At 63.5% G+C, this 26,121-nt stretch carries 23 protein-coding genes, 1 pseudogene and 1 riboswitch; of the genes and pseudogenes, 16 read left to right on the top strand and 8 right to left on the bottom strand.

The window, feature by feature from the left end; translation table 11 throughout:
- Positions 1-232: 232 nt before the first annotated feature.
- Complete coding sequence (locus tag LOY51_RS22785; RefSeq protein WP_110994799.1) at positions 233-1,048, top strand: M48 family metallopeptidase; 816 nt, start codon at positions 233-235, stop codon at positions 1,046-1,048.
- An 87-nt stretch (positions 1,049-1,135) separates the two neighbouring features.
- Here the strand turns inward: LOY51_RS22785 and LOY51_RS22780 are convergent, their stop codons facing one another.
- The 3 genes from LOY51_RS22780 to LOY51_RS22770 all read right to left on the bottom strand — a co-directional run bounded on the left by LOY51_RS22780 (position 1,136) and on the right by LOY51_RS22770 (position 3,986).
- Complete coding sequence (locus LOY51_RS22780; protein WP_178125815.1) at positions 1,136-1,720, bottom strand: TMEM165/GDT1 family protein; 585 nt, start codon at positions 1,718-1,720, stop codon at positions 1,136-1,138.
- Between the two features lie 90 nt (positions 1,721-1,810).
- Positions 1,811-1,932: riboswitch (yybP-ykoY riboswitch) on the bottom strand.
- A 38-nt stretch (positions 1,933-1,970) separates the two neighbouring features.
- Complete coding sequence (locus tag LOY51_RS22775; RefSeq protein WP_258643177.1) at positions 1,971-2,969, bottom strand: methyltransferase; 999 nt, start codon at positions 2,967-2,969, stop codon at positions 1,971-1,973.
- Between the two features lie 51 nt (positions 2,970-3,020).
- Positions 3,021-3,986: a 2-hydroxyacid dehydrogenase gene (locus tag LOY51_RS22770; RefSeq protein WP_258643175.1), complete on the bottom strand. Its 966-nt coding sequence runs from the start codon at positions 3,984-3,986 to the stop codon at positions 3,021-3,023.
- A gap of 236 nt (positions 3,987-4,222) precedes the next feature.
- On the opposite strand from LOY51_RS22770, the gene LOY51_RS22765 reads away from it, so the two are divergent.
- The 3 genes from LOY51_RS22765 to LOY51_RS22755 all read left to right on the top strand — a co-directional run bounded on the left by LOY51_RS22765 (position 4,223) and on the right by LOY51_RS22755 (position 9,557).
- Positions 4,223-5,905 carry a fatty acid--CoA ligase gene (locus LOY51_RS22765; protein ID WP_258643173.1) on the top strand — a complete coding sequence of 561 codons (1,683 nt, stop codon included), beginning with the start codon at positions 4,223-4,225 and terminating at the stop codon, positions 5,903-5,905.
- 335 nt (positions 5,906-6,240) lie between these two features.
- Positions 6,241-8,166 (top strand): DUF1302 domain-containing protein, encoded by a 1,926-nt coding sequence (locus LOY51_RS22760; RefSeq protein ID WP_125860327.1) that lies wholly within the window; start codon positions 6,241-6,243, stop codon positions 8,164-8,166.
- 26 nt (positions 8,167-8,192) lie between these two features.
- Positions 8,193-9,557, top strand: coding sequence for a DUF1329 domain-containing protein (locus LOY51_RS22755; protein ID WP_125465509.1), 1,365 nt, complete (start codon positions 8,193-8,195; stop codon positions 9,555-9,557).
- Positions 9,558-9,661: 104 nt separating this feature from the next.
- On the opposite strand, the gene LOY51_RS22750 is transcribed toward LOY51_RS22755, so the two are convergent.
- Positions 9,662-9,826 carry a hypothetical protein gene (locus LOY51_RS22750; RefSeq protein ID WP_258643171.1) on the bottom strand — a complete coding sequence of 55 codons (165 nt, stop codon included), beginning with the start codon at positions 9,824-9,826 and terminating at the stop codon, positions 9,662-9,664.
- Here LOY51_RS22750 and LOY51_RS22745 point away from each other — a divergent pair.
- The 7 genes from LOY51_RS22745 (at position 9,825) to LOY51_RS22715 (ending at position 17,249) form a co-directional block, all read left to right on the top strand.
- Positions 9,825-12,542 carry a winged helix-turn-helix domain-containing protein gene (locus LOY51_RS22745; protein ID WP_258643169.1) on the top strand — a complete coding sequence of 906 codons (2,718 nt, stop codon included), beginning with the start codon at positions 9,825-9,827 and terminating at the stop codon, positions 12,540-12,542. The genes LOY51_RS22750 and LOY51_RS22745 overlap by 2 nt on opposite strands.
- Positions 12,543-12,704: 162 nt before the next feature.
- On the top strand, positions 12,705-14,312 hold the full coding sequence (locus tag LOY51_RS22740; protein WP_125860321.1) for a tetratricopeptide repeat-containing response regulator: 1,608 nt from the start codon (positions 12,705-12,707) through the stop codon (positions 14,310-14,312).
- On the top strand, positions 14,309-15,001 hold the full coding sequence (locus LOY51_RS22735; protein WP_258643167.1) for a sensor histidine kinase: 693 nt from the start codon (positions 14,309-14,311) through the stop codon (positions 14,999-15,001). The genes LOY51_RS22740 and LOY51_RS22735 overlap by 4 nt, the downstream gene beginning before the upstream one ends.
- A gap of 146 nt (positions 15,002-15,147) precedes the next feature.
- Positions 15,148-15,426, top strand: a complete 279-nt coding sequence (locus tag LOY51_RS22730) for an AbrB/MazE/SpoVT family DNA-binding domain-containing protein (RefSeq protein ID WP_258643165.1) — start codon at positions 15,148-15,150, stop codon at positions 15,424-15,426.
- Complete coding sequence (locus tag LOY51_RS22725) at positions 15,423-15,770, top strand: type II toxin-antitoxin system ChpB family toxin (RefSeq protein WP_125860317.1); 348 nt, start codon at positions 15,423-15,425, stop codon at positions 15,768-15,770. Before LOY51_RS22730 ends, LOY51_RS22725 begins: the two co-directional genes overlap by 4 nt.
- Before the next feature lie 19 nt (positions 15,771-15,789).
- On the top strand, positions 15,790-16,434 hold the full coding sequence (locus tag LOY51_RS22720) for an MBL fold metallo-hydrolase (RefSeq protein ID WP_110994809.1): 645 nt from the start codon (positions 15,790-15,792) through the stop codon (positions 16,432-16,434).
- A 95-nt stretch (positions 16,435-16,529) separates the two neighbouring features.
- Positions 16,530-17,249: a YiaD family glycine zipper/OmpA-like lipoprotein gene (locus LOY51_RS22715; protein WP_125465502.1), complete on the top strand. Its 720-nt coding sequence runs from the start codon at positions 16,530-16,532 to the stop codon at positions 17,247-17,249.
- 122 nt (positions 17,250-17,371) lie between these two features.
- Here LOY51_RS22715 and pta read toward each other — a convergent pair whose 3' ends face one another.
- Positions 17,372-19,462: a phosphate acetyltransferase gene (gene pta / locus LOY51_RS22710; protein ID WP_258643162.1), complete on the bottom strand. Its 2,091-nt coding sequence runs from the start codon at positions 19,460-19,462 to the stop codon at positions 17,372-17,374.
- 32 nt (positions 19,463-19,494) lie between these two features.
- Positions 19,495-19,797, bottom strand: a complete 303-nt coding sequence (locus tag LOY51_RS22705) for a DUF3565 domain-containing protein (protein ID WP_125860315.1) — start codon at positions 19,795-19,797, stop codon at positions 19,495-19,497.
- On the opposite strand from LOY51_RS22705, the gene LOY51_RS22700 reads away from it, so the two are divergent.
- The 3 genes from LOY51_RS22700 (at position 19,796) to LOY51_RS22690 (ending at position 22,259) form a co-directional block, all read left to right on the top strand.
- Positions 19,796-20,281, top strand: a complete 486-nt coding sequence (locus LOY51_RS22700) for an FKBP-type peptidyl-prolyl cis-trans isomerase (protein WP_125465500.1) — start codon at positions 19,796-19,798, stop codon at positions 20,279-20,281. The two genes, LOY51_RS22705 and LOY51_RS22700, sit on opposite strands and share 2 nt — an antisense overlap.
- A gap of 138 nt (positions 20,282-20,419) precedes the next feature.
- The gene (locus LOY51_RS22695) at positions 20,420-20,902 is read left to right on the top strand and encodes a glutathione peroxidase (protein WP_110994814.1); all 483 of its coding nucleotides are present in this window, start codon (positions 20,420-20,422) and stop codon (positions 20,900-20,902) included.
- Positions 20,903-21,155: 253 nt separating this feature from the next.
- Positions 21,156-22,259 (top strand): NADH:flavin oxidoreductase, encoded by a 1,104-nt coding sequence (locus LOY51_RS22690; RefSeq protein ID WP_125860311.1) that lies wholly within the window; start codon positions 21,156-21,158, stop codon positions 22,257-22,259.
- Here LOY51_RS22690 and LOY51_RS22685 read toward each other — a convergent pair.
- Positions 22,228-23,445, bottom strand: a complete 1,218-nt coding sequence (locus LOY51_RS22685) for a glycosyltransferase family 4 protein (RefSeq protein ID WP_258643160.1) — start codon at positions 23,443-23,445, stop codon at positions 22,228-22,230. The two genes, LOY51_RS22690 and LOY51_RS22685, sit on opposite strands and share 32 nt — an antisense overlap.
- 56 nt (positions 23,446-23,501) lie before the next feature.
- Here LOY51_RS22685 and LOY51_RS27275 point away from each other — a divergent pair.
- Together LOY51_RS27275 and LOY51_RS27270 are read left to right on the top strand one after the other, a co-directional pair.
- Positions 23,502-24,392: pseudogene (locus LOY51_RS27275) on the top strand (PAS domain-containing protein); the annotation flags it as partial.
- Between the two features lie 114 nt (positions 24,393-24,506).
- A complete protein-coding gene (locus LOY51_RS27270; RefSeq protein WP_371923703.1) occupies positions 24,507-24,938 on the top strand; it encodes a methyl-accepting chemotaxis protein in 432 nt (143 codons plus the stop codon).
- 134 nt (positions 24,939-25,072) lie between these two features.
- Here the strand turns inward: LOY51_RS27270 and cysZ are convergent, their stop codons facing one another.
- Positions 25,073-25,801 (bottom strand): sulfate transporter CysZ, encoded by a 729-nt coding sequence (gene cysZ, locus LOY51_RS22675; protein WP_125465495.1) that lies wholly within the window; start codon positions 25,799-25,801, stop codon positions 25,073-25,075.
- Positions 25,802-26,121: the final 320 nt, after the last annotated feature.

Raw genomic sequence — 26,121 nt, 5'->3', positions numbered from 1 at the left:
AAGCACCAGTGCCGCGACAATGCTCAGCACGATGGCACCGGCCAGGGCGGCCACGGAAAACTGGATCGACTTGAACTTCATGAAAAGCTCCGCGCGCAAGGAGGTCGTATCCCTGGGTTATCGGCGGGCTAATACCAAAGCATGAGGGGCGCGTAAGAAATCTTCCCTGTGGCTCTGGTCGAGGCGAGCATCAGGGCCTAGGATACGCGGCACGTAAAAAGGGAGTGTTTTAATGCGTAAGTCATTCGTTGTCAGCATGTTGAGCGCCAGCGTCCTGCTGGGCGGCTGCCAGGCGGTCAATACCACCAGCGGTGGCGCCGTGGGCGTCGAGCGCAAGCAGTACATGTTCAGCATGCTCTCGACCGATGAGGTCAACCAGATGTATGCCCAGTCGTACCAGCAGACCCTCGGCGAAGCGTCGAGCAAGGGCGTGCTGGACAAGGGCAGTGCCGACGCCAAGCGCGTGCAGGCCATCGCCGATCGCCTCATCGCTCAGGCTCCAGTGTTCCGGCCGGATGCCGCGCAGTGGAAGTGGGAAGTCAATGTGATCAAGAGCGACGAGCTCAATGCCAACTGCGGCCCGGGCGGCAAGATCATCGTCTACACCGGGCTGATCGATCAGCTCAAGCTCAACGATGCCGAGATCGCCGCGGTCATGGGCCACGAAATTGCCCACGCCCTGCGTGAGCACGGCCGTGAAGCGATGTCCAAGGCCTATGGCGTGGAAATGGCCCGTCAGGGCGCGGGTGCCTTCCTCGGGCTTGGCCAGGACAGCATGGCGCTGGCCGACACCGTGGTGAACTACGCCATGACCCTGCCCAACAGCCGCAGCAACGAGAACGAGGCCGACCTGATCGGTCTGGAGCTGTCGGCCCGTGCCGGTTACGACCCGAACGCCGCGATCACCCTGTGGAACAAGATGAGCAAGGCCTCCGAAGGTGCGCCGCCTGAGTTCATGAGCACCCACCCGGCCTCCAGCAGCCGGATCGCCTCGCTGCAGGCAGCGATTCCGAAGGTGATGCCGCTGTATCAGGCGGCCAAGAAGTAAAAGCAGCTTCAAGCTTCAAGCTTCAAGCGGCAAGTAAGGGCGCTTCTGCTCTTTCTTGCCGCTTGTAGCTTGCCGCTTACCGCTGCTTCAGCCTATCCAGCCACTGGTCTTCATCGCCGAGTACACCGCGACGATCGCCAGTACCACGAACGCCGCTGCCGCCAGGCGCCGGATCAGAGTCAGTGGCAGTTTCTCGGCCGCGAAGTTACCCGCCAGTACCACCGGCACGTTGGCAATCAGCATGCCCAGGGTGGTACCGATGATCACCATGATCAGGTGCGGATACTGCGCCGCCAGCATTACCGTGGCGACCTGGGTCTTGTCGCCGATCTCTGCCAGGAAGAACGCGATCAGGGTGGTCAGGAACGGCCCGAAACGGCGTGCGCTGCTGCTTTCGTCATCGTCCATCTTGTCCGGCACCAGGGTCCACAGCGCGGTGGCGGTGAAGCTTGCGGCAAGGATCCAGTGCAGCACCGATTCGGTGAAGAAGCTGCTCACCCAGGCACCCACGGCGCCAGCGGCGGCATGGTTGGCCAGGGTCGCGGCGACAATGCCGGCGATGATCGGCCAGGGCTTGCGAAAACGCGCCGCGAGGATGAGTGCGAGCAGTTGCGTCTTGTCGCCGATTTCAGCGAGCGCAACGATGGCGGTGGGGACCAGCAGAGATTCCAGCATCAGGTTTCCTACGGGGGCGGGTCGACACGGCTATGACACGTACAGCCTCCCCGCCCCGGGTAAGGTGTGCGTGTCATAGGTCTTGTCAAACCCTGGATCCGTCTGTGCGGATCGTGGGTCGTACGCGCCATGGCCTGTGGGCCAAGTGTGTTGACGCGTACCGGGCGAGCAGGGCGCTCGCGGGAGACTACTCCCCTAGGACGGAGCGGATTCTGCCTACACCGCGCGCATTCGGCAAGCGCTGTTTTCAGCCACGGGTTGCCCGGTAGATGCGAAAGCCCTGGGCTTCGGCGCGAATTTCGCAGTTGCCGAGCGCGCCTTCGATCAAGGGTTGGTAGCGCAGGAAACTGTTGGCAACCAGGCGCATTTCTCCGCCTTTTCGAAGATGTTCGCCAGATTTTTTCAGCAGGTTCTCCGAGGCCTGATAATCGGTATGCACCCCCGTGTGGAAGGGCGGATTGCTCAGGATCAGGTCCAGGTCGACAGGGGCGGCATCGATGCCGTCACCGCTGATCACCTCGCCTTCAAGGTTGTTGGCCGCAAGGGTCAGGCGACTGGCGGCTACGGCGAATGCATCCACATCCAGCAGGGTGACCCGGCTGTGCGGGTAACGTCGTTTGATCGCTGCCCCCAGCACACCGGCGCCGCAGCCAAAGTCCAGCACATGGCCGCCTGGCAGGCCGTCGAGGTGCTCCAGCAACAGCGCCGTGCCTTTGTCCAGGCGGCCATGGCTGAACACGCCCGGCAGGCTGATGACCTGCAGCGGGCCATCGGCCAGCGGCAGCTCGAAACGTTCGGCCAAGCTATGCAGTGGCTTGGCCTCAGGGGCGTTGTCCACGGTCACCTGCCACAGCTGGCAGTGCCGCGCGCTGTCCAGCTTGCGCGGTTTGCCAAAAGCCTGCAGCAGCTTGGCCGCACCTTCGATGCCGCCGCGTTTTTCACCCACCAGGTAGAGCACGCGGCCGGCCAGGCGTGACGCCAGCGCGTTGAGCAGGTAGGCGGCCAGTTCGCGGGATTTGGGCAGGAACAGCACCGCGCTGTCGAAGGCCACCGCAGGCACCTCGACGCCATAGTGGCTGCGCCCGGCGAAGCGGCTCTCAAGCACTGCCTGATCACCCGCATGCCAGGTCCAGCCATGGGCCGCCGGCAACTGGCCAAGCAGGCCATCGGCCTGGGCGCCGGCGATCAACAGCGGGCCCTGGAACAGGTCCGCCTGGCGGAGCAACACTTCACTGCGCGGGTCCATGGACGACGCCTCCTGAAAAAAGTGGCGCAGTGTAGCAGAGGCTTCAGTCGATCAGCCGACCACTCGCCGCGGCTGGCCGGCGAAGTAGGCCAGGGCGTTTTCGGCGAGCTGGCCGACGATGCGCTGGCGCGACTCCACCGCGCCCCAGGCGCTGTGCGGGGTGATGATCAGGCGCGGGATGTCGCCAGCCAGCAGTGGGTTGCCATTGACCGGTGGCTCGACGCTCAGCACATCAGTGGCCGCACCGCCCAGATGGCCACTGCGCAGTGTGTCAGCCAGCGCCTGCTCGTCGATCAGCCCGCCACGGGCGGTATTGACCACCAGGGCGCCCGGTTTGAGCAGCGCCAGTTCGCGGGCGCCCAGCATGTGGCGGGTCTGTTCGTTGAGCGGGCAATGCAGGGTGAGGGCGTCGACCTGCGGCAGCAGCTCTTCCAGCGGCAGGCGATCTGCCCGAGGTGGGCGCCCGGGAATCTGCCCGGTCAGCACGCGCATGCCGAATGCCTCGGCCAGCCGCGCCACCGCGCCACCCAGTTCGCCATGGCCGAGCAGGCCGAGGGTCTTGCCCTCCAGCTCGACGATGGGGAAGTCCAGCAGGCAGAACTGGCTGGCCTTGGCCCACTGGCCGGCCGCCACGGCCTGGTTGTAATCGCACAGGCGCGTGGCCAGTGCCAGCAACAGGGCCAGGGTGTGCTGCGCCACCGACGGGGTGCCGTAGCCCTGGCAGTTGCACACGGTGATGCCCTGGGCGCGAGCGGCGGCCAGGTCGACGTTGTTGGTGCCGGTGGCGGCAACCAGGATCAGCTTGAGCTGCGGGTTGGCCGCGAGCGACTCGGCATCGAGCATGACCTTGTTGCTGATCACCGCAGTGGCGCCCTGCAGGCGTTCGGCAACCTCGGCCGGACGGGTCGCGGCATGCAGTTGCAGGTCGTCGAACTGGGTGCGCAGGGGCGAAAGGTCGAGGTCGCCGAGGTCGAGGGAGTGGTGATCGAGAAACACGGCGCGACGTAGGCTGGGCATGTGGGGCTCCGGTCTGGGCAAAGGTGTTCGGCTATCCGTGGGCGCGGGCTTGCCTCGCGAAGGGGTCTCAGGATGCAGGGCGCAGTGTCAGTTCCGCAGGCGCCGCTCGTCAACGACGATGGCCCCACTCATACCTGTGCCAGCCAAATCATTCCTTCGGCTGATTTGACCGGTGCGTCACCGTTCTACAGTAAGTGCCTGAATTGTCCGGCCCGCTTTCCAGAAAAGGGATACCCATGCTGCAGACGCGCATCATCAAGCCCGCCGAGGGCGCTTACCAATACCCACTGCTGATCAAGCGCCTGCTGATGTCGGGCGTGCGCTACGAGAAGACCCGTGAAATCGTCTATCGCGATCAGTTACGCCTCACCTACCCGCAACTGAGCGAGCGCATCGCGCGCCTGGCCAACGTCCTGAGCGCCGCTGGCGTGAAGGCTGGCGATACCGTGGCGGTCATGGATTGGGACAGCCACCGCTATCTGGAATGCATGTTCGCCATCCCGATGATCGGTGCGGTGGTGCACACCATCAACGTGCGCCTGTCCCCCGAGCAGATTCTCTACACCATGAACCACGCCGAAGACCGCTTCGTGCTGGTCAACAGCGATTTTGTCGGCCTCTACCAGGGCATCGCCAGCCAGTTGACCACTGTGCAAGGCACCGTGCTGCTGACCGACGGGCCGGACAAGAGCGCCGACCTGCCGGGCCTTCACGGCGAGTACGAGCAACTGCTGGCGGCTGCCAGCCCGCAGTACGACTTCCCCGATTTCGACGAAAACTCGGTGGCCACCACGTTCTATACCACCGGCACCACCGGTAACCCCAAGGGCGTGTACTTCACCCATCGCCAGCTGGTGCTGCACACCCTGGCCGAGGCCGCTGTCACCGGCAGCATCGACAGCGTGCGGCTGCTGGGCAGCAACGATGTGTACATGCCGATCACCCCGATGTTCCATGTGCACGCCTGGGGCATTCCCTATGCGGCCACCATGCTTGGCATGAAGCAGGTCTACCCCGGGCGCTATGAGCCGGACATGCTGGTCAAGCTGTGGCGCGAGGAAAAGGTCACCTTCTCCCACTGCGTGCCGACCATCCTGCAGATGCTGCTCAACTGTCCGTCCTCCCAGGGTGAAAACTTCGGCGGCTGGAAGATCATCATCGGCGGTAGCGCGCTCAATCGGGCGCTGTATGAGGCGGCCCTGGCCCGGGGCATCCAGCTCACGGCGGCGTATGGCATGTCGGAAACGTGCCCGCTGATCAGCGCCGCGCACCTGAACGATGAGTTGCAGGCCGGCAGCGAGGATGAGCGGGTCACCTACCGCATCAAGGCCGGGGTACCGGTGCCGCTGGTGGAGGCGGCGATCGTCGATGGCGATGGCAACTTCCTGCCTGCCGATGGGGAGTCCCAGGGCGAACTGGTGCTGCGTGCGCCGTGGCTGACCATGGGTTACTTCAATGAACCGGATAAAAGCGAGGAGCTGTGGCAGGGCGGCTGGCTGCATACCGGTGACGTCGCGACCCTCGACGGCATGGGTTACATCGATATCCGCGATCGCATCAAGGATGTGATCAAGACGGGGGGCGAGTGGATCTCGTCGCTCGACCTCGAGGACCTGGTCAGCCGGCATCCTGCGGTGCGCGAGGTGGCGGTGGTCGGCGTGGCCGACCCGCAATGGGGCGAGCGCCCGTTCGCGCTGCTGGTGGTGCGCGAGGGGCTGAGCATCGACGCGCGTTCCCTCAAGGAACACCTCAAGCCGTTCGTCGAGCAAGGGCACATCAACAAGTGGGCGATCCCCAGCCAGATCGCCATTGTTACTGAAATTCCCAAGACCAGTGTCGGCAAGCTCGACAAGAAGCGCATCCGCCTGGACATCACTCAGTGGCAGGCCAGCAACAGCACTTTCCTTTCCACGCTCTGACCCTGTGGCGGCCCGTGTCTTTCAAGGTGCGGGCCGCATGCTAGAGCGGTCGAAGCCTTGCCAGACAGAAAATTTGGGCCATGCTTGAGCACTGCCAGCCCATGGGGCCGCTCCTTCAAGGCCGGCCGCAAGCAGGGCGCGCAAATCACACTTTAGAGGGATCAAGCACCTGTGACCGCTGGCTATAGTCGGGCCAGGGGATTTTTCAGGAATGGGGGAGGGTGCCGCGCATCATTGATGTGCGATACCACGGGCAGGAGCCGGCTTTACCAGGCGCTCGAGCCGTTCTTGAAAGGACTCACTGCCATAACAATAAAGTACATGGAGTAGCGTCGATGACATCTGCAAACCCGTTCTGGCGCCGGGCAAAACTGCCACTGGCAGTCAGCCTCGCTTCTACGCTCGCAAGTCCTGCTTTCGCTGTCAGCTTCAACATCGGGGAAATCGAAGGCCAGTTCGACTCGTCGCTCTCCGTGGGCGCCAGCTGGTCGACGGCCAATCCGAACAAGAACCTCATCGGCGCCAACAACGGCGGCAGAGGGTTGTCGCAGACCTCCGACGATGGTCACCTGAACTTCAAGAAGGGCGAGACCTTCTCGAAGATCTTCAAGGGTATCCATGACCTCGAACTCAAGTACGGTGACACCGGCGTGTTCGTCCGTGGCAAGTACTGGTACGACTTCGAGCTCAAGGACGAACATCGCGAGTTCAAGGACATCAGCGACTCCAACCGCAAGGAAGGCGCCAAGTCCTCGGGTGCGGAGCTGCTCGATGCCTTCGTCTACCACAACTACAACATCGCCGACCTGCCGGGCACCGTGCGCCTGGGCAAGCAGGTGGTGAGCTGGGGTGAGAGCACCTTCATCGGTGGCGGTATCAACGCCATCAACCCCATCGACGTCTCGGCGTTTCGCCGCCCAGGCGCGGAGATCAAGGAAGGCCTGATCCCCGTCAACATGTTCTATGTGTCGCAGAGCCTGACCGACAACCTGACGGCAGAAGGCTTCTACCAGATCGAGTGGGACCAGACGGTCGTCGACAACTGCGGTACGTTCTTCTCTCAGCCTGACGTAATTGCCGATGGTTGCGACAACAACCTGGCCGTGCTGGCCAAGCAATCGGCAGTGGCGCGAGGCCTGGGCCCGCTCGCAGCACCCGCGTTGAATGCGCTGAAGTCGCAGGGGGTCAGCTGGGGGTCGCCCGACGAGGGTGTGATCGTGCGTCGCGGCGCCGATCGCGATGCCCGGGACAGTGGCCAGTTCGGCCTGGCTCTGCGCTACATGTACGAGCCTCTGAACACCGAGTTCGGTGGCTACTTCATGAACTACCACAGCCGGGCGCCGATTTTCAGTGGCCGCGGAGCTAATGCCAGCTTCTATAACCCTAACAACCTGGCTGCCGCGCTGATCCGTTCGGGGGTTCCGTTCGGGGCCGCCACCAACCCGGCCTTGCTCAGGCAGCTCATGCCGCTGTATGTCGCCGGCAACTCCAGCTACCACGTGGAATATCCGGAGGATATTCGCCTGTATGGCGTGAGTTTCTCCACGACCTTGCCAACTGGCACGGCGTGGAGCGGCGAAATCAGCTACCGGCCTAATGCGCCGGTGCAGTTGAACACCACCGATATCCTGTACTCCGGCCTGACGCCGCTAGACCCCAACGCCTCGGTGCTGAAGGGCACAGCGAACACTGATCAGCCTGGCTATCGCCGTAAGGAAATCACCCAACTGCAAACCACCTTCACTCACTTCTTCGACCAGGTCATGGGCGCCGAACGCCTGACCATGGTCGGCGAAGTGGGCTGGACCCATGTGGGTGGCCTGGAAAGCACCTCCAAGGCACGCTATGGCCGTGACCCGGTCTATGGGCCAGGCCCGCTACCCGGTGGCAGTTGCCAGCGGCTCAACGCCAGTACGCTGGCGGGCGTCGAGCAGAACAACCTGTCGCGCTACTGCGAAAACGATGGCTTTACCACCGCCGACTCCTGGGGTTATCGCGTGCGTGCCATCTGGGACTACAACAACGTCTTCGCCGGCGTGAACCTGCGCCCCAGCGTGGCCTGGTCCCACGACGTCGATGGCTACTCCCCGGGCCCTGGCGGCGCCTTCGAGGAAGGCCGCAAGGCGGTCAGCCTGGGCCTGGACGCCGAGTACCAGAACACCTACACCGCGAGCCTGTCGTACACCAACTTCTTCGACGGCAAGTACACCACCGTGGATGACCGCGACTTCGTCGCCCTCAGCTTCGGCGTGAACTTCTAAGCACATTGATCCAGGACGACAACAGAATGAAAACGACCACACGTCTGCTGCAAGCCGGTGTACTGGGCCTGTCCCTGTTGGCTACCAGCGTCATGGCTGCGGTTTCCGCCGACGAGGCGGCCAAGCTGGGCGCATCGCTGACCCCCATGGGGGCGGAAAAAGCCGGCAACGCCGATGGCTCGATCGGCCCCTGGGAACCGCTGTCGAAGAGCGCTGGCAGCGCCGACAGCAAGGGCTTCCTCTCCGACCCTTACGGCAGTGAAAAGCCACTGTTCACCATCACCGCGCAGAACGTCGACCAGTACAAGGCCAAGCTTTCGCCTGGCCAGCTGGCAATGTTCAAGCGCTACCCGGACTCTTACAAGATCCCGGTATACAAGACCCACCGCGGCTCCACGGTGCCAGACGACGTCTTTGCGGCGATCAAGCAAAACGCCACCAAGACCACCCTGGTGGCGGGCGGTAACGGCCTGGAGAACTTCCAGACCGCCGTACCGTTCCCGATTCCCAAGGATGGCCTTGAGGTGATCTGGAACCACATCACCCGCTACCGCGGCGGTAGCGTGACCCGCCTGGTCACTCAAGCCACCCCGCAGCAGAATGGCTCCTATAGCCTGGTGTACTTCCAGGACCAGTTCGTCTTTCGCGACAAGATGAAGGACTATGATCCCGCCAACCCGGGCAACATCCTGTTCTATTTCAAGCAGGAAGTGACTGCGCCAGCGCGCCTGGCCGGTACCGTACTGCTGGTTCACGAAACTCTCGACCAGGTCAAGGAACCGCGCAAGGCGTGGATCTACAACGCCGGCCAGCGTCGGGTACGCCAGGCACCGCAAGTGTCGTATGACGGTCCGGGCACTGCCGCCGACGGCCTGCGCACGTCCGACAACCTGGACATGTACAACGGTGCCCCGGACCGCTACGACTGGAAACTCGAAGGCAAGAAGGAGATGTACATCGCCGCCAACGCCTTCAAGCTCGATGACCCGAAACTCAAGTACGGCGACATCATCAAGGCCGGGCACATCAACCAGGACCTGTCGCGTTACGAGCTGCGTCGAGTCTGGCATGTGGTCGCCACGCTCAAGCCGGGCCAGCGCCACATCTATGCCAAACGTGACTTCTACATCGACGAGGATACCTGGCAAGCCGCAGTGATCGACCAGTACGACGGCCGCGGGCAACTGTGGCGTATCTCCGAGGCCCACGCCCAGCCGTACTACAACGTGCAGGTGCCGTGGTACACCCTGGAAGCCATCTACGACCTGCAGTCTGGCCGTTACCTGGCCCTGGGCATGAAAAACGAAGAGAAGAGTGCCTACAACTTCGGCTTCAGTGCCAGCAAGGCCGAGTTCCAGCCCGCTGCCTTGCGTCAGGCGGGGGTGCGATGAACTGACTGCTGCACACTTCTTGTGAACTCCCAGAACGCCCCGGCTTGCCGGGGCGTTTCTGTTGTAAGGGGTTATTGTCGTCGGGCACCTTCAAGACGATTTTCTTAATGGGGTGACATCAATCGAGATGATGTCCATCGCCAGCGTTTCTTTTTGTCGTAGTCTTTTTTGGCTAAATCGCCGCCATCATCTTCAAATGCATAACATTTGCCGCTAGTCTCGCAAAAATCCATATCGCCGTAGTCTTCCCAATAGAACGAGCCGGCCATGACAGACCTGTCCCGTATGCATGGAGTCGCCAGCCAGGCCCTGGGCCTGCTGGACGGGCGTTTCTTCAGGCCACCCCTGCCCGACGCCCACGTACCGAGAGCCCGCCTGTGCCAACGCCTGCAAGCGGGGCTGGATGGGCGCTTGCTGTTGGTCAACGCGCCAGCCGGCTTTGGCAAGAGTTCGCTTGCCATCGAGTTCTGCCAGGAGCTGCCTGGCCATTGGCGCAGTCTCTGGCTGGGCCTGAGCCAGCGCGACGCCGACCCTGGTCGCTTCCTCGAGCGCTTGCTTGAAGGGTTGCAGCAGTTCTGCCCGGCATTGGGGGGCCAAGCCCTGGGGCTGCTGAAAATGCGCCAGCGCCACCAACCCTTTGCCTTCGAAGAGTGGCTCGATGGCCTGCTCGACGAGCTTGCGCTGTATCTGCAGCCCGATACCCCCCTGCTGCTGGTCCTGGACGACTACCACCTCGCCCAAGGCGCAGTACTCGATCGCTGCCTGCAGTTTTTCCTCAATCATCTGCCTGCCGGGTTGGTCCTGTTGGTCACCAGCCGGCAGCGGCCAGACTGGCACCTGGCGCGCCTGCGGCTGTCGCGCCAACTGGTCGAACTCAACGAGCAGGACTTGCGCCTGACCCCCGATGAAGCCTTGGCGGTGATTGGCCGCCAGCCCACCGGCTTGCGTGGCCAGGCGCTCGATAACCTGATCCAGCGCAGCGACGGTTGGGTGGCAGGTCTGCGTTTCTGGCAACTGGCGGCCAGTGAGTCCGGTGATGACAATGCCTTGCCGCAGGCGTTGCACGGTGGCGAAGGCTTGATCCGTGATTACCTGCTCGAGGAAGTCATCGACATACTGCCCGCACCCGTGCAGGCATTTCTCTACGACACCGCATGCCAGGAGCGCTTTTGCGCTGAGCTGTGCGACGCGGTGCGCGAGCGTGAGGACAGTGCGCAGGTATTGAGCTTCCTGCAGGCCCATCAGGTCTTTCTGGTGCCGCTCGATGAGCATGGCCGCTGGTTCCGTTACCACCACCTGTTCTCCGACCTGCTGCGCAGTCGGCAGGCCAGCGAGCCGCTGGCGAGTTTGCATTTGCGTGCCTGTCGTTGGTTCGAGGGCCAGGGGCTGCTGGATGAAGCGGTAGAGCAGGCATTGCGTGCCGGGCATCTCGACGTGGCGGCGGACCTGGTGCAGAGCCTGTCCGAGGAGCAACTGCTGGCCGAGCAGAACGTTGGCATGTTGCTGCGCTGGAAAATGGACTTGCCTGACAGCCTGCTGATCAGCACACCCCGGCTGATCGTACTGTACAGCTGGGCCCTGGGGCTGGCTTGCCAGCTGGACGCGGCCGAAGAACTCGCAGGTTATCTGAGCCGCTTCCTGCCGGCGCCGTCGGCGACGGCGCAGAAGTCGATGCTGGCCCAGTGGCTGGCGCTCAGCGGTGTGATCGCCCGCGGCCGCGGCGATCGCGAGCGCACCCTGGCTTACTGTACGCAAGCACTGCGCAGCCTGCCTCGCAAGCGTTACGGGCAACGCCTGGTGTGCCTTTCCACGCTGTCCAACCTGGCCATCGCCGATGGTGATTTCTGGCGGGCGCGTGGCTGGAATCGCGAGGCGCTGGAGTTGGCCCAGCGTGTCGGCAACCCGTTGTTCGAGGCGTTGGCGCACTACGACCGTGCCCGTGTGCTGCATGCTCGTGGCGAAGTGCGGCGCGCGCTGGATGAGGTCCGTCAGGGCTTGCAGCGGCTGCAGGGGTTGTCGGGGCAGCGGCTGTATGCCGTGCGGGCACGGCTCACCTTGTACGAAGGCTATCTGCTTGCGGCGGGCCTGCAGCCTGGCCAGGGGCGCGCACGCTTGCGCGCGGGGCTTAGCGAAGCACGCACCTGCCGCGATATCAGCGTGCTGATCGGCCATTGCGTGATCGCCTCGCTCGAGGGTCGTGAAGGGCGTTTCACCGAGGCGTTTTCGGAACTGGCCGAGGCGGAGCGGCTGATGCACATCTGGGATGTTCCGCCGATCTTCTACCTGGCCATGATAACGCTGGTGAAGTGCGAGCTGTGGATCGCCCAGGGGCGCACAGACCTCGCCGAGTCCTGGCTGCTGCGCCTGGGCCAGACCTACGGCGGCAAGCAGCCAGCCGCCGCGCCGGAGTTTCACCCGTTGCTGCCCTTGCACATCGAGCTGCAGCAGGCGCTGCTCGATCGTGTGCTGCAACGCCCGCGCGAGGCCGAGTCGCGCTTGCAGGCACTGGTCGAGCGTGGCCAGGCCAATGGCGGCATGACACTGGTGGTCAGTGCGTCGTGCCAGCTGATCGAGTTGTTGCTGGCCGAAGGTCGTGAGCCCGAAGCCTGCAAGCGGTTGGCGCACGCCATGGAGGCTGCGCAAGGGGGCGCGTTGCAAGCCTTCGCGCGGCTTGTCGCGGAGCACCCGCAGTGGTTGCGCGATCAACTCGAGCTCAGGGCTGCCTGCCCGGCCCAGGCGGAGCTGATTGCGCGCTTGCCCGAGGCGCTGACCACTGCCAATGGGGCCTCTGAAGCGTTGAGTGCGCGCGAACTCGCGGTGCTGGAGCTGATTGCCCAGGGCTGCTCGAACCAGCAGATCAGCGAGCGCCTGTTCATTTCGCTGCACACGGTCAAGACCCACGCCAGCCATATCAACAGCAAGCTTGGGGTAGAGCGGCGCACGCAAGCCGTCGCCAGGGCCAAGTCTCTGGGCGTGCTGGCCTGAAGGCTGGCCCAGGTGCGCGCTGGCCGTTAAAATGCTGGCCACTGGCTACCAAGGCGCACTGCTTTTTCCCCACTCATCTTTGTGCAGAGGCTGCCGATACACATTTCGGCGTCTTGCATTGCCACGCGCCAATTTCCCTTCTTCCTTTTACAGGTCGTGTTGATGCTGCAGTACGGGCAAAAAAGCTTTCTGATCGTCGACGACTTCACAGACTTTCGCACGTCGACGCGCTCCATGTTGCGCGAACTGGGTGCACGCGACGTGGACACTGCCGACAGTGGCGAGCAGGCGCTGCGCATGTGTGGGCAGAAGCGCTATGACTTCGTTTTGCAGGACTTTCACCTGGGCGACGGCAAGAAGAACGGCCAGCAGGTGCTCGAAGACCTGATTCTCGACAAGCTGATCAGCCATGAGTGCGTGTTCATCATGGTCACCGCTGAAAGCAGCCAGGCCATCGTTCTGAGTGCCATCGAGCACGAACCTGACGCTTACCTGACCAAGCCATTCAACCGCGTAGGCCTGGCCCAACGCCTTGAAAAGCTGGTTCAGCGCAAGACCCTGCTCAAACCGATTCTCCAGGCCCTTGACCGTGGTCGCCCGGCCGAAGTGCTGACGGCCTGTGCCGAGCTGTGCAAGCAGGACCCACGCTTTGCGCCGCTGTGCCTGCGCTATCGTGCCGATGCGCTGCGCGAGCTCAACCGCTTCGACGAGCTGGAAAAATTCCTCAAAGGCATCCTCGCGAGCCGCCCGCAACCGTGGGTCTATGCGGCGCTGGGCAGCTTGCTGCACAAGCGCGGCCAGCATGCCCAGGCGCAGGGTGTATACGAACAGGCGCTCAAAGCCTTCCCGATCATGCCCAGCCTGTATGACGGCATGGCCGAGGTGCTGGTGGCCCAGGGCGAGAGCCGGCGTGCCCAGCACATGCTCGAGGAGGCGGTACGCCTGTCGCCACTGGCGGTGCGCCGGCAAGCGGCGCTGGGCAAGCTGGCGCTGGACAATGCCGACTTCGAGGGTGCTTCTAAAGCGTTTCGGCATGCCGTCAGCCAAGGCCAGAGTTCGCGCTACAAGAGTGCCGAAACCAACCTGGGGCTGGCCCAGGCCTTGATGAACAAGAATGCCGGCAACGGTCTCGACGCGCGAACCCGGGTCGAGATCAACAGTGTGCTCAGTGAAGTGGCCAAGGAAAACGTCGAGGACCAAGGCCTGCAAGTACGGGCGCGGTTGATGAAGGCGGCGAGCCTGCAGCAGGCGGGCGATGCGGAAACAGCCGCCAAGCTCACCGAACAGGCCATGCAACGCCTGGAGAAGATGGAGCAGTTCTTCTCGGTCGAAGCGGCGCTGACCGTGGCCAAGCAATTGCAGCAGCTGGGCCAGGACGCGGCGGGTACTTCGATTCTCAAAGGCTGCGTGGAAACCTACGGCGACGACCCCAAGGTCATGCAGAGCGTGGCCAAACTTACCGATGACCCGGTGGTGCTCGGCGCTGTGACCGAGGCGGTCGACCTTAACCGTCAAGGCGTGCGCAGCTACCAGGGCGGGCAGCTCAGCGAGGCGCTGGGCATGTTCCGCAAGGCGCTGTCGCTGCAGCCGAAGAACATCAGCATCGCCCTCAACACCGCCCAGGCGCTGCTGCGCATCGGTGGCGAGACACCGCCACCGGCATTGATGGAAGAGTGTCGCAGCTGCCTCACCAGCGTGGCCGGCATCCCTGCCAGCGACAGCCGCTACGATCGCTACCGCAAACTGCATATCCGGGTCTTTGGCGCATGAACCAGGACAACCAGGGGCTGGATTTCTCCACGGTGATCGCCTCCACCGTGCACGACCTGAAGAACTCGCTGTCGGCGTTGATCCAGGCGCACAACCAGTGGCTGGCGCGGTTGCCCGAGGCGTTGCAAGGCGGTGCCGAGCAGGGCGTGATGGAGCACGAGTTCCGCCACCTCAACGGCATGCTGGTGCAGATGCTGGGCTTGTACAAACTGGGGGTGAACCAGCTCCCGGTCTGCCCGGACTACCACGAGCTGGACGACTTCATCGAGGCTCAGCTGGCCGCGCATGAGGAGGTGCTCAAGCACCGTGACATCCTCGCCACCTGGCGCATCGACACCGAGAGCCCGCTGGGCTTCTTCGACCGTGAACTGGTGGCATCGGTGCTGGCCAACGTGCTGACCAACGCCATCCGCTATGCCGGCCACACGTTGCTGATCGGTATCGAGGAGGTGGGCGAGCAGCTGGTGATCAGCGTCAACGACGATGGCGCCGGTTATCCACAGCGCATGCTCGAGCGCCAGCAGGATTACGTGCAAGGTATCGATCAGCAGAGCGGAAGCACCGGGCTGGGCTTGTACTTCGCTGCGCGCATCGCCGCACTGCATGAGCGCAATGGCGTGCATGGGCGAATCGAGATCGCCAATGGCGGGGCGCTGGGGGGCGGGTTGTTCAGGTTGTATCTGCCCTGAGTATTGCTGATTGCTGAGGCTGCATCCCAAGGTCATGTGAGAGATGTCTCTCAAGCAGTACATGGGCTTACATCGACGTCGAGTGGATGACAATGTAGATACGCTGTTTCTACATTTCACTTGCCATCGTCGAGAGGGTTTCTACTATGTATCTACCTTGGGAGATACTTATGCAGATCAAGATTCAGCAATGGGGCAACAGCGCAGCGATTCGTCTGCCATCAACGGTCCTCAAGCAAATGCACCTGAGCGTGGGGTCGACCCTGAGCCTGGATACTTCCGGCGAGACCCTGGTGCTCAAACCTGTCAGATCGAAGCCCGAGTACCGGCTCGAAGAGTTGATGGCGCAATGTGACCTGACAGCGCCGGAACCCGCAGACATGGCTGACTGGAACGCAATGCGTCCGGTGGGGCGTGAGGTTTGAAGCGGGGCAGGTTCGACAGGGGGGATATCGTCCGGATCAACCTGGACCCCACCGTCGGTAGAGAACAGCAAGGTGCTTCGCGCCCTGCGCTGGTGTTGACGCCCGCCATGTTCAATACCTCTGGGCTCGCGGTGATCGTGCCGATTTCACAAGGTGGGGATTTCTCCCGGCACGCAGGTTTTGCAGTTACCCTGAGCGGCGCCGGTACCCAGACGCAAGGTGTGATGCTGTGCAATCAGCTACGCACGGTAGACCTTGAAGCGAGGGGTGCCAAGCGCATCGAATCCGTTCCCGAAGCCGTGATCCTGGACGCGCTGGCGCGTGTTCAAACCCTCTTCGATTAATTGTGTGCAGTGTCCTGTCATGGAAAAACCATCCGTAGCGCTCATCCGCGAAACCTTCCCCGTTGGCCCCTTGCAGTGCAACTGCACGCTGATCGGCGACCCGCTCAGCAAGAAGGCCATAGTCGTCGACCCGGGCGGTGACGAGCAGAAGATCCTCGCCCGCCTGCAGCACCATGGCCTGACCCTGGTGAGCATCATCCACACCCACGCCCACTTCGATCACTTCCTCGCCTCGGGCAGGCTCAAGGAACTGACCGGCGCCACCTTGCACCTGCACAAGGACGACCAGCCGTTGTGGGACAACCTCGAGATGCAATGCCAGATGTTCGGCATGCCCTACACGCCCGTACCTGCACCGGACCGCTGGCTGAGCGACGACGAGGAACTGGCCTGTGGTTGTGGCGTGGCCCTGCATACGCCAGGGCATAGCCCCGGCTCGATGAGCTTCTGGTTCGCCGAGCAGAAACTGCTGATTGCCGGCGACACCCTGTTCCGCCGTGGTGTCGGCCGCACCGATTTGTGGGGTGGTGATCAGCGGACTATCGTTCGTTCCATCAAGGAGCGACTGTACCGCCTCGATGAAGACGCCATCGTGGTGACCGGCCATGGTCCGGAAACCCGGCTCGGCGACGAAATGCGCGAAAACCCGTTCGTGCGAGCCTGAGGTTGCATGGAATTTTTCCGCATTGCCGCAATCCAAGGCTGGCACAGATCCGTGAGTGATCCGCCGCACTTTTGAATTTCAGTAGGAGCTTGTCCATGTTCACCATGCGTCGTCTGATTATCGTCGCTACCGCCGCCGCCCTGATGTCCGGTTGTGCCAGCCCCAACCCGTATGACAACCAAGGCCAGGCGCAAGGCTCCACAGGGATGAGCAAAACTGCCAAGTACGGCGGCCTGGGCGCGCTGGCAGGTGCCGTTGCCGGCGCCGCCATCAATCACAACAACCGCGGCAAGGGTGCGTTGATCGGCGCCGCCGCAGTGGGCGCCGCCGCCGCTGGCTACGGTTATTACGCCGACAAGCAAGAGGCCGAGCTGCGTGCGCAAATGGCCAACACTGGCGTCGAAGTGCAGCGCCAGGGTGACCAGATCAAGCTGATCATGCCGGGCAACATCACCTTCGCCACCGATTCGGCGAACATCGCCCCAAGCTTCTACTCGCCGCTGAACAACCTCGCCGGTTCGTTCAAGCAGTTCAACCAGAACACCATCGAAGTGGTCGGCTTCACCGACAGCACCGGCAGCCGCCAGCACAACATGGACCTGTCGCAGCGCCGCGCCCAGGCCGTCAGCAGCTACCTGACCTCGCAAGGTGTCGATGCATCGCGGGTGACGGTGCGTGGCATGGGCCCTGACCAGCCGATCGCCAGCAACGCCGACGCCAATGGCCGCGCGCAGAACCGTCGGGTTGAAGTCAACCTCAAGCCGATCCCGGGTCAGCAGTATGACCAGCAGGGTACTGTCCAGCAGTATCCATAACGCTTGATATCGAAAGGGCTGCTGCGCAGCCCATCGCCGGCAAGCCGGCTCCCACAGAGATCACTGTAACCCTGTGGGAGCCGGCTTGCCGGCGATGGGTCGCGCAGCGGCCCTTTTTCATTTCAGTGCACGGTACTGGCCTGGATCGCCGTCAACGCGATGGTGTGCACGATGTCATCCACCTGGGCCCCGCGTGGCAGGTCGTTGACCGGCTTGCGCAGCCCTTGCAGCATCGGCCCGAGGCTTACGCAGTCAGCACTGCGCTGCACCGCTTTATGGGTGGTGTTGCCGGTGTTCAGGTCGGGGAACACGAACACCGTGGCGCGCCCGGCCACCGGGCTTGCCGGTGCCAGCTGGCGGGCGATCTCGGGGTTGGCGGCGGCGTCATACTGCAACGGGCCGTCGATCAGCAGGTCGTGCTCGGCCTGCTGCGCCAGCCGCGTGGCCTCGCGAACCTTTTCCACTTCCTCGTCACTGGCGGCCGAGTCGCTGGAGTAGCTGAGCATCGCCACCCGTGGCGCGATACCGAACGACTCGGCAGACTCGGCGCTCTGCCGGGCAATTTCGGCCAGTTCGGCGGCGCTGGGGTGCGGATTCATCACGCAGTCGCCATACACCAGCACCTGGTCCGGGAACAGCATGAAGAACACCGACGACACCAGGCTTGCACCCGGCGCGGTCTTGATCAACTGCAAGGCCGGGCGGATGGTGTTGGCGGTCGAATGCACCAGGCCCGAGACCAGGCCGTCGACCTCACCCAGGGCCAGCATCATGGTCGCGATCACCACCGGGTCTTCCAACTGCTGCTCGGCCATCGGCGCGTTGAGGTTCTTGCTCTTGCGCAAATCGACCATCGGTTCGACATAGCGGGCACGGATCAGGTCGGGGTCGAGCACTTCCAGATCGGGCGGCAGGGTGATGCCCTGGGCCCGTGCTACGGCTTGCACCGCTTCGGGCTTGGCCAGCAGCACGCAGCGAGCGATACCGCGTGCCTGGCACAGGGCGGCGGCTTGCACCAGCAAGGGCTCGGCGCCTTCGGGCAGGACGATGCGCTTGTTGGCCTGCTGGGCACGCTGGATCAGTTGGTAGCGGAACACCGCCGGCGACAGGCGCAGTTCGCGCGGCGTGCCGCAGCGCTGGTGCAGCCAGGCGGCATCGAGCTGGCTGGCGACGAAGTCGGTGATGAACTCGGCGCGCTCGCGGTCGTCCACCGGGATCTCGCGGTTCAGCGAGTTGAGCTGATTGGCGGTGTCATAGGAGCCGGTGCTGACCGACAGGATCGGCAGGCCGGCCTGCAGTGCGCCGCGGCATAGCTCCAGGATGCGTGGGTCGGGCTTGCTGTCGCTGGTCAGCAACAGGCCGGCCAGGGGCACGCCATTGATCGCCGCCAGGCTCACGGCGAGGATGATGTCGTCGCGATCGCCCGGCGTCACCACCAGGGTGCCCGAGGTCAGCAGCGGCACGGTGTTGGCCACGGTGCGGGCACAGATGATGATCTTGTTCATGCGCCGCTGGTCGTAGTCACCGGCGTTGAGCACCTGGGCGCCGAGCAGCTCGGCGACGTCGCGGGTGCGCGGTGCATTGAGGTCGGGCTGATAGGGAATACAGCCGAGCAGGCGGAAATCGTTGCCGCGCAACAGCGGCGAGTGCTCGCGCAGCCGCGTGGCGAAGTCGGCCATGCTTTCATCGGTGCGCACCTTGTTGAGGATCACCCCGAGCACCTTCGGGTCGCGCGGGCCACCGTACAACTGGGCCTGCAGTTCGACGCGCCCGGACAGCTCGCTGAGCACCTCGTTCTCGGGCGCCGACACCAGGATCACCTCGGCATCCAGGCTCTTGGCCAGGTGCAGGTTGACCCGGGCCGCGTAGCTGGCGTGGCGGGTCGGAACCATGCCTTCGACCACAACCACGTCCTTGCCCACGCACGCTTGCTGGTAAAGGCGGATGATTTCTTCGAGCAGCTCGTCCAGTTGGCCGTCCCCCAGCATGCGCTCCACATGACCAAGGCTCAGTGGCAGGGGCGGCTTGATGCCATGGGTGCGGGCAACCAGCTCGGTGGAGCGCTCCGGGCCGGTGTCGCCGGGGTGCGGCTGGGCGATCGGCTTGAAGAAGCCGACCTTGAGCCCGGCGCGCTCCAGGGTGCGGATCAGGCCCAGGCTGATGGAGGTGAGGCCGACACCAAAGTCGGTCGGCGCAATGAAAAATGTTTGCATGCGTGCTTCTCGAAATAAGCGGTGCAAGGAAATCAACGGCCAAGGGTATCGCTAACCGCACCCTGGGCGCACCAGCCACAGTGGAATACCTGGCCGATGCGGCGTTCGCGCTCGCCGGGCTCGAGCACCCAGGGCCGCGCCTGCCAGGGCGGCTGGTGACGCAAGTGCTGGGTGTGGCCGCAGGACAGGTCGACCACCCAGTGGCCTTCCTCGTCCTGATGGAAGCCGGTGATCAGACTGACGGGCCTCCCTTCGTCCATGGTCGGTTCGCAATCGGACGGTGCCTTGGTTACACTTCCCCGCTCTACATTCTTTTGCAAAAGGTCCTGCCCCATGCTGATCGCCGCCAACAAGGCTGTCTCCATCGACTATACCCTGACCAACGACGCCGGTGAGACCATCGACAGCTCTGCCGGCGGTGCGCCGCTGGTTTACCTGCACGGTGCCGGCAACATCATCCCGGGCCTGGAAAAAGCCCTGGAAGGCAAGCAGGCCGGTGACGAGCTGACCGTTGCCATCGAACCCGAAGAAGCCTACGGCGAATACTCGGCTGAACTGGTCAGCACCCTGAGCAGCAGCCTGTTCGAAGGCGTCGACCAACTGGAAGTCGGCATGCAGTTCCACGCTTCGGCGCCGGACGGCCAGATGCAGATCGTCACCATCCGCGACATCGACGGCGACGACGTGACCGTCGACGGCAACCACCCGCTGGCCGGCCAGCGCCTGAACTTCCAGGTCAAGGTTGTTGACGTGCGTGACGCCAGCGAAGAAGAAATCGCTCACCGCCACATCCACGGTGAAGGTGGCCATCACCACTGATTTTCTGCGCTAAGCTCAGAGAGTCGCCAGGCGCTCGGGCAAGCCGGACATCCTCAGGGAGTGGACGGTTTGGCTGCGCGCCTTTTTAGTGGGCGCAATTCGCCCCAGCGACAACCGGGAACCTGAGAGGGGATCAACATGAGTGTATTTCACGACCTGACGTTGAAGGCGCTGAACGGCGAAGACCTGCCCCTTGCCCCATTCAAGGGCCAGGTGGTGCTGGTGGTCAATGTCGCCTCCAAGTGTGGTCTTACGCCGCAATACGCGTCGCTGGAAAAACTCCAGCAGCAGTTCAAGGGCAAGGGTTTCAACGTGCTGGGGCTGCCGTGCAACCAGTTTGCCGGCCAGGAGCCAGGCAGCGCGGATGAGATCCAGGCGTTCTGCAGCCGCAACTATGGCGTGAGCTTCCCGCTGAGCGAGAAGCTCGACGTCAACGGCTCCGAGCGGCATGCCCTGTACCGGCTGCTGGCCGGCGAGGGCGCCGAGTTTCCTGGTGATATCACCTGGAACTTCGAGAAGTTCCTGGTGGGCAAGGATGGTCGCGTGCTGGCGCGTTTCGCGCCACGTACCGCGCCGGACGATCCGACCGTGGTGCAGGCGATCGAGAAGGCCTTGGCCTGACTTGCAGCCTGTGGGAGCGGCTTTAGCCGCGAAGCAGGCAACGCGGTGCTGGGCACCGGCTATGCCGGTGTTCGGTGCTAAAGCCGCTCCCACAGGTTCGCGCGAATCAGCAAGCGCTGTGCAGTTCTGTGAGATCTCAGCCTGCCCCGCGCTCATCTGGGATACCTGCCAATCACCCCGATCAATAATGCTGTGCCCACCCACCCGCTACCCCTAAGCTCAGGCGCATTTCCTCACCCGTCGGGAGCGCCGCATGTCCAGCAACCCTCTGTTCCAGCCTTTCACCCTTGGCACCCTCGACTTGCCGACCCGCGTGGTCATGGCACCGATGACCCGTACCTTCTGCCCCGGTGGCGTACCCCATGATGGCGTGGTCGAGTACTACCGCCGCCGTGCTGCTGCCGGGGTCGGCCTGATCATCACCGAAGGCACCACGGTTGGTCATAAGGCCGCCAACGGCTATCCCAACGTTCCACGCTTCTACGGCCAAGATGCGCTGGCCGGCTGGAAACGCGTGGTCGAAGCCGTACATGCCGAAGGCGGGCGGATCGTGCCGCAGCTGTGGCATGTGGGCAGTGTGCGCCGGCTGGGCACCGAGCCGGATGCCAGCGTGCCGGGCCATGGCCCGAGCGGCAAGGACAAGGACGGCAAGGTCGTGGTCCATGGCATGAGCCATGACGACATCCGCGAGGTGATTGCCGCCTTCGCCCAGGCTGCCCGTGATGCCCAGGCCATCGGCATGGACGGTGTCGAGATCCACGGCGCCCATGGTTATCTGATCGATCAGTTCTTCTGGGAAGCCAGCAACCGCCGCGATGACCAATATGGCGGTGACCTGGCCGGGCGTTCACGCTTTGCCATCGAACTGATCCAGGCCGTGCGTGCTGCGGTGGGGCCGGATTTCCCGATCATCTTCCGTTTCTCCCAGTGGAAGCAGCAGGACTACAACGCGCGCCTGGTTCAAACCCCGCAGGCCCTGGCGGCGTTCCTCAAGCCGCTGTCCGAGGCGGGTGTGGATATCTTCCACTGCTCTACCCGGCGTTTCTGGGAGCCGGAGTTCGATGGCAGCGAGCTGAACCTGGCCGGCTGGACCCGTCAGCTCACCGGCAAACCGACCATCACCGTGGGCAGTGTCGGCCTGGACGGCGAGTTCCTGCAGTTCATGGTCGATACCGACAAGGTGGCCAAACCGGCCAGCCTGGAAGGGCTGCTGCGCAGGTTGCAGGCCGAGGAGTTCGACCTGGTGGCCGTGGGTCGTGCCCTGCTGGTAGATGCGCAGTGGGCGCAGAAAGTGCGTGAAGGGCGTGAGGCGGATGTGCTGCCGTTCAGCCGCGAGGCGCTGACGACCCTGGCTTGATCGCCACGACATGGGCTGGCGCCTGCTCGCTCGCATGCACGCCAGCACGGCAGGCGTCGCGCAGGTACCCTTCGAACTGCTCGACGATCGCCGGCCAGCCCTGGCGGCTGGCATGCTGGCGGGCGTTGAGGCGCACCCTGCGCAAGGTTTCGTTTTCTTCCAGCAGCCAACAGGCGGCGTCGATGAACGCTGCCTGGTCACCCGGCATGGCCAGGGCGCCGCTGTGGCCATGACGGATGTGCTGGGCGGCGGCGGCCTCATCGTAGGCAACCACCGCCAACCCCGAGGCCATCGCCTCGAGCACCACGTTGCCAAAGGTCTCGGTCAGGCTCGGGAACAGGAACAGGTCGCCGCTGGCGTAATGTTCGGCCAGCTGTTCGCCACGTTGCGCACCGCAGAACAGGGCATCTGGCAACTGCTGTTCAAGGCTGGCGCGCTGCGGACCGTCACCCACCATGATCAGGCGCAGCCGGCGCTGTGGATGACGTGCTTGCAGCGTGTCCAGGGCAGGGCGCAGCAGGGCGAGGTTCTTTTCCGCAGCCAGGCGCCCGACATGCACCACGGCAATGTCATCGGCCGCCAACCCCCACTGCTCACGCAGGGCCTGGCTGCGCCGCGCCGGGTTGAACAGGCAGGCATCGACACCCCGCGCCAGCAGGCCGAGGTTTTCGAAGCCGCGTCGCTCCAGGGCCAGGCGCTGGCTGGCGCTGGGTACCAGGGTGATCGTGGTGCGCCGGTGGAACCAACGCAGGTAATGGGTGAGCAGCCGCGTCAGCAGGCCCAGGCCGTACTGGCCCGAGTACTGTGGGAAGTTGGTATGAAAGCCACTGACCACCGAAATACCCAGGCGCCGGGCCGCGCGCAGGGCGCTCAGGCCCAGCGGGCCCTCGGTGGCGATGTACAGCACGTCCGGGCGCTGGCGGCGCCAGCGCCGCAGCAGCTTGTGCATCGACACTTCGCCCCACTGCAGCCCGGGGTAGCCCGGCAACGGCCAGCCTCGGCACAGCAGCAGTTCACCCTCCGTATCCGGCACGCTGTCGCCCGCCTGGCGCGGGCGGATCACCTCTACCTGATGGCCCCGCTGGCGCAGCCCGGCATCGAGGCGGCCAAGGGTGTTGGCCACGCCGTTGATCTCCGGTGGGAAGGTTTCGCTGACCAGGGTGATGCGCAGGGACGGTGTATTCATGTGCAAAAGTTTCCGTCGCACCCGTTGCGGGTATGTGACGGCTTTGTGACGTCTGGATGACGCCTGATTTTCGGCGCGTTGCGCAGATGAATTATTGCCATCAACCGCTCAAGAATCCCTGGGGCGCAGCCGATGAAGATGCATTCGACTATGGTGTGCGCTCCGGGAGAGCGGTGATGTTCAACAGCAAACTGAAGCAAGAAATCCAGCAGCTGCGTGAAGAGCTGATGTCCATCGAACAAGTCAAGAACAGCCTCGACAGCGAAATGCTGGTACTCCAGCTCGACCCCCAGGGGCGCATCGAGACGGTCAACGGCAATTTCGAGACCGAGATGCTCTACCGCGCCGAGCAACTGATCGGGCGCAACATCGAAGACATCGTGCCGGCCCACGTCAAGAAGCTCGATTTCTACCAGCGCATGAAAACCGCAATCACCCGTGGCGAGCATCTGAACGGCGCATTCCGCCTGCTGCGCGGCAACGGTGAAGAAGCCTGGCTGCGCTCGATCCTGCAGCCGGTGAAGAACAGCAGCGGGCAGATCAAGTACTTCACCCTGCATTCCAGCGACCTGACCCGCACCATCGAAACGTCGCGTGAACATGAAAGCCTGATCAAGGCGTTGATGCGCTCCACCGCCGTGATCGAATTCAACCTCGACGGCCAGGTGCTGACCGCCAACGACCGGTTCCTGCAGGGCATGGGTTACAGCCTGGAGCAGGTGCGTGGCAAGCATCACCGCATGTTCTGCGATCCGGAAGAGGCAAACTCGCCGGAGTACAAGGCATTCTGGGAAAAGTTGCGCCGCGGCGAATTCGTTGCCGAGCGCTTCAAGCGCATCGACGCCCATGGCCGCACCGTGTGGCTGGAAGCCTCGTACAACCCGATCATCGACGCCCACGACGTGCTCTACAAAGTGGTCAAGTTCGCCACGGTGATCACCGACCAAGTCAACCAGGAGCTGGCGGTGGCCCAGGCTGCGGACATCGCCTACAACACCTCGCTGGAAACCGACAGCTGCGCGCGCAAGGCCACCGACGTGGTTACCCAGACCGTGGACGTGATGCGCGGGCTGGAAGGCTCGATGCAGGATGCCGCCGACGGCATCCAGGCGCTGGACAAGCAGTCCAAGGTGATTGGCGCGATCATCAAGACCATCAGCGACATCGCCGGCCAGACCAACCTGCTGGCGCTCAACGCGGCCATCGAGGCCGCCCGCGCTGGCGAGCAGGGCCGTGGCTTTGCGGTGGTCGCCGACGAAGTGCGCCAGCTGGCTTCGCGTACCAGCAGCGCCACCGAAGAAATCGCCAAGGTGGTGCAGCAGAACGAGCAACTGGCCCAGGCGGCGGTGGACATCATCGACACCAGCAAGCGCCAGGCCGAACAGGGCCTGGCCCTGGCAGCCGATACCGGCGGGGTGATCGTGGAGATCCAGGAAGGCGCGAAGAAGGTGGTGGATGCGGTGGGGCAGTTTTCCAGCCAGTTGAGTCACTGACCCATTCGCATGACCTGCGCTGGCCTCATCGCCGGCAAGCCGGCTCCCACATGGATCGCGTCGTACCTGTGGGAGCCGGCTTGCCGGCGATGAGGCCATTGCAAGCAACACAAGACAGTTGTGCCCTCACGCGCTTAATTGCGCTCGCGCACCCAGAACAACGTAGCCCCGGCCACCGCCGCCGGCATCATCACCACGTTGACCCCAGGGATCATCAGCGCCAGATAGGTGATGCCGCCAAAGCCCAGCGACTGCCAGCGCTTCTGGCGCAGCCAGGCCAGCATGTCCTGCCAGCTCATCTTGTTGTTGTCCGCCGGGTAGTCGATGTACTGGATGGCCATCATCCACACGCCGAACACCAGCCACAGCGGCGCGGCGACCACGTTGACCACCGGGATGAACGACAGGATGAACAGGCCGATGGCGCGCGGCAGGAAGTAACCGAGCTTGCGCATTTCACGGCCGAAGGTACGCGGCACCATCGCCACCAGCTCACCCCAGCTGAACGCCGGGAAGTTGTCCTGGCCGCGCACCACCACTTCGACTTTCTCGGCGAGGAAGCCATTGAACGGCGCGGCGATGACGTTGGCCAGCATGGTGAAGGTGAAGAACACCATCAACAACACCAGGGCAACGAACAGCGGCCAGAGAATGTAGGAAAGAAAGCTCAGCCAGTCGGGCAGGCTGGGCATCAGCGCATCGACCCACAGGCTGAACTCGTGGCCGGCGAACCAGATCAGCCCGCCGAACAGCAGCAGGTTGACCGCCAGGGGCAACAGCACGAACAGCCGCAGGCTCGGGCTGAGGATCAGTTTCAGGCCTTCGCGCAGGTATTGCGGGCCAGAAAGGACGGGGGCTTGCATCGGAACGCTCCGCAGAAGGAAAACGCGCTGACCTTACCGAGTTTGCCGTTTCGACGAAAGGCGCCCGCTGCCTGCGAAACGGTCTGTAACAAAGCGTATGGACAATCCCTATCGGTTTTCTCCTTGGATAGAGACTCTCTATAAGGTGGATTGTCGAAGGATATTTCCTTAATCTCTGCGGCCTCGCTACAGTGCGCTCAACTTTTCGTTTTTGGGCCGACGCGTTGTAGCACTTCCCCAAGTGCTGCGTGGGTCCCTTTTAATTCCAGCTGGCACAGCCGGCATCCCGATGCCGGCCCGCTGCGGCCCGCTCGACAGGA

This window comes from Pseudomonas sichuanensis, from assembly GCF_024749065.1.
GTDB lineage: Bacteria > Pseudomonadota > Gammaproteobacteria > Pseudomonadales > Pseudomonadaceae > Aquipseudomonas > Aquipseudomonas sichuanensis.
Note: the sequence above shows the minus strand (reverse complement) of the source record. Positions and strands in the feature narration are given on the sequence as shown.

Coding starts and splice junctions, on each gene's coding strand:
- LOY51_RS22760 (WP_125860327.1), top strand. CDS start 6,241: ATGACATCTGCAAACCCGTTCTGGCGCCGGGCAAAACTGCCACTGGCA.
- cysZ (WP_125465495.1), bottom strand. CDS start 25,801: ATGCAAGCCCCCGTCCTTTCTGGCCCGCAATACCTGCGCGAAGGCCTG.
- LOY51_RS22735 (WP_258643167.1), top strand. CDS start 14,309: ATGAACCAGGACAACCAGGGGCTGGATTTCTCCACGGTGATCGCCTCC.
- LOY51_RS22700 (WP_125465500.1), top strand. CDS start 19,796: ATGCTGATCGCCGCCAACAAGGCTGTCTCCATCGACTATACCCTGACC.
- LOY51_RS22730 (WP_258643165.1), top strand. CDS start 15,148: ATGTATCTACCTTGGGAGATACTTATGCAGATCAAGATTCAGCAATGG.
- LOY51_RS22715 (WP_125465502.1), top strand. CDS start 16,530: ATGTTCACCATGCGTCGTCTGATTATCGTCGCTACCGCCGCCGCCCTG.
- LOY51_RS22690 (WP_125860311.1), top strand. CDS start 21,156: ATGTCCAGCAACCCTCTGTTCCAGCCTTTCACCCTTGGCACCCTCGAC.
- LOY51_RS22755 (WP_125465509.1), top strand. CDS start 8,193: ATGAAAACGACCACACGTCTGCTGCAAGCCGGTGTACTGGGCCTGTCC.
- LOY51_RS22720 (WP_110994809.1), top strand. CDS start 15,790: ATGGAAAAACCATCCGTAGCGCTCATCCGCGAAACCTTCCCCGTTGGC.
- LOY51_RS22740 (WP_125860321.1), top strand. CDS start 12,705: ATGCTGCAGTACGGGCAAAAAAGCTTTCTGATCGTCGACGACTTCACA.
- LOY51_RS22695 (WP_110994814.1), top strand. CDS start 20,420: ATGAGTGTATTTCACGACCTGACGTTGAAGGCGCTGAACGGCGAAGAC.
- LOY51_RS22765 (WP_258643173.1), top strand. CDS start 4,223: ATGCTGCAGACGCGCATCATCAAGCCCGCCGAGGGCGCTTACCAATAC.
- LOY51_RS22770 (WP_258643175.1), bottom strand. CDS start 3,986: ATGCCCAGCCTACGTCGCGCCGTGTTTCTCGATCACCACTCCCTCGAC.
- LOY51_RS27270 (WP_371923703.1), top strand. CDS start 24,507: ATGCGCGGGCTGGAAGGCTCGATGCAGGATGCCGCCGACGGCATCCAG.
- LOY51_RS22685 (WP_258643160.1), bottom strand. CDS start 23,445: ATGAATACACCGTCCCTGCGCATCACCCTGGTCAGCGAAACCTTCCCA.
- LOY51_RS22705 (WP_125860315.1), bottom strand. CDS start 19,797: ATGGGGCAGGACCTTTTGCAAAAGAATGTAGAGCGGGGAAGTGTAACC.
- LOY51_RS22750 (WP_258643171.1), bottom strand. CDS start 9,826: ATGGCCGGCTCGTTCTATTGGGAAGACTACGGCGATATGGATTTTTGC.
- LOY51_RS22775 (WP_258643177.1), bottom strand. CDS start 2,969: ATGGACCCGCGCAGTGAAGTGTTGCTCCGCCAGGCGGACCTGTTCCAG.
- pta (WP_258643162.1), bottom strand. CDS start 19,462: ATGCAAACATTTTTCATTGCGCCGACCGACTTTGGTGTCGGCCTCACC.
- LOY51_RS22745 (WP_258643169.1), top strand. CDS start 9,825: ATGACAGACCTGTCCCGTATGCATGGAGTCGCCAGCCAGGCCCTGGGC.
- LOY51_RS22785 (WP_110994799.1), top strand. CDS start 233: ATGCGTAAGTCATTCGTTGTCAGCATGTTGAGCGCCAGCGTCCTGCTG.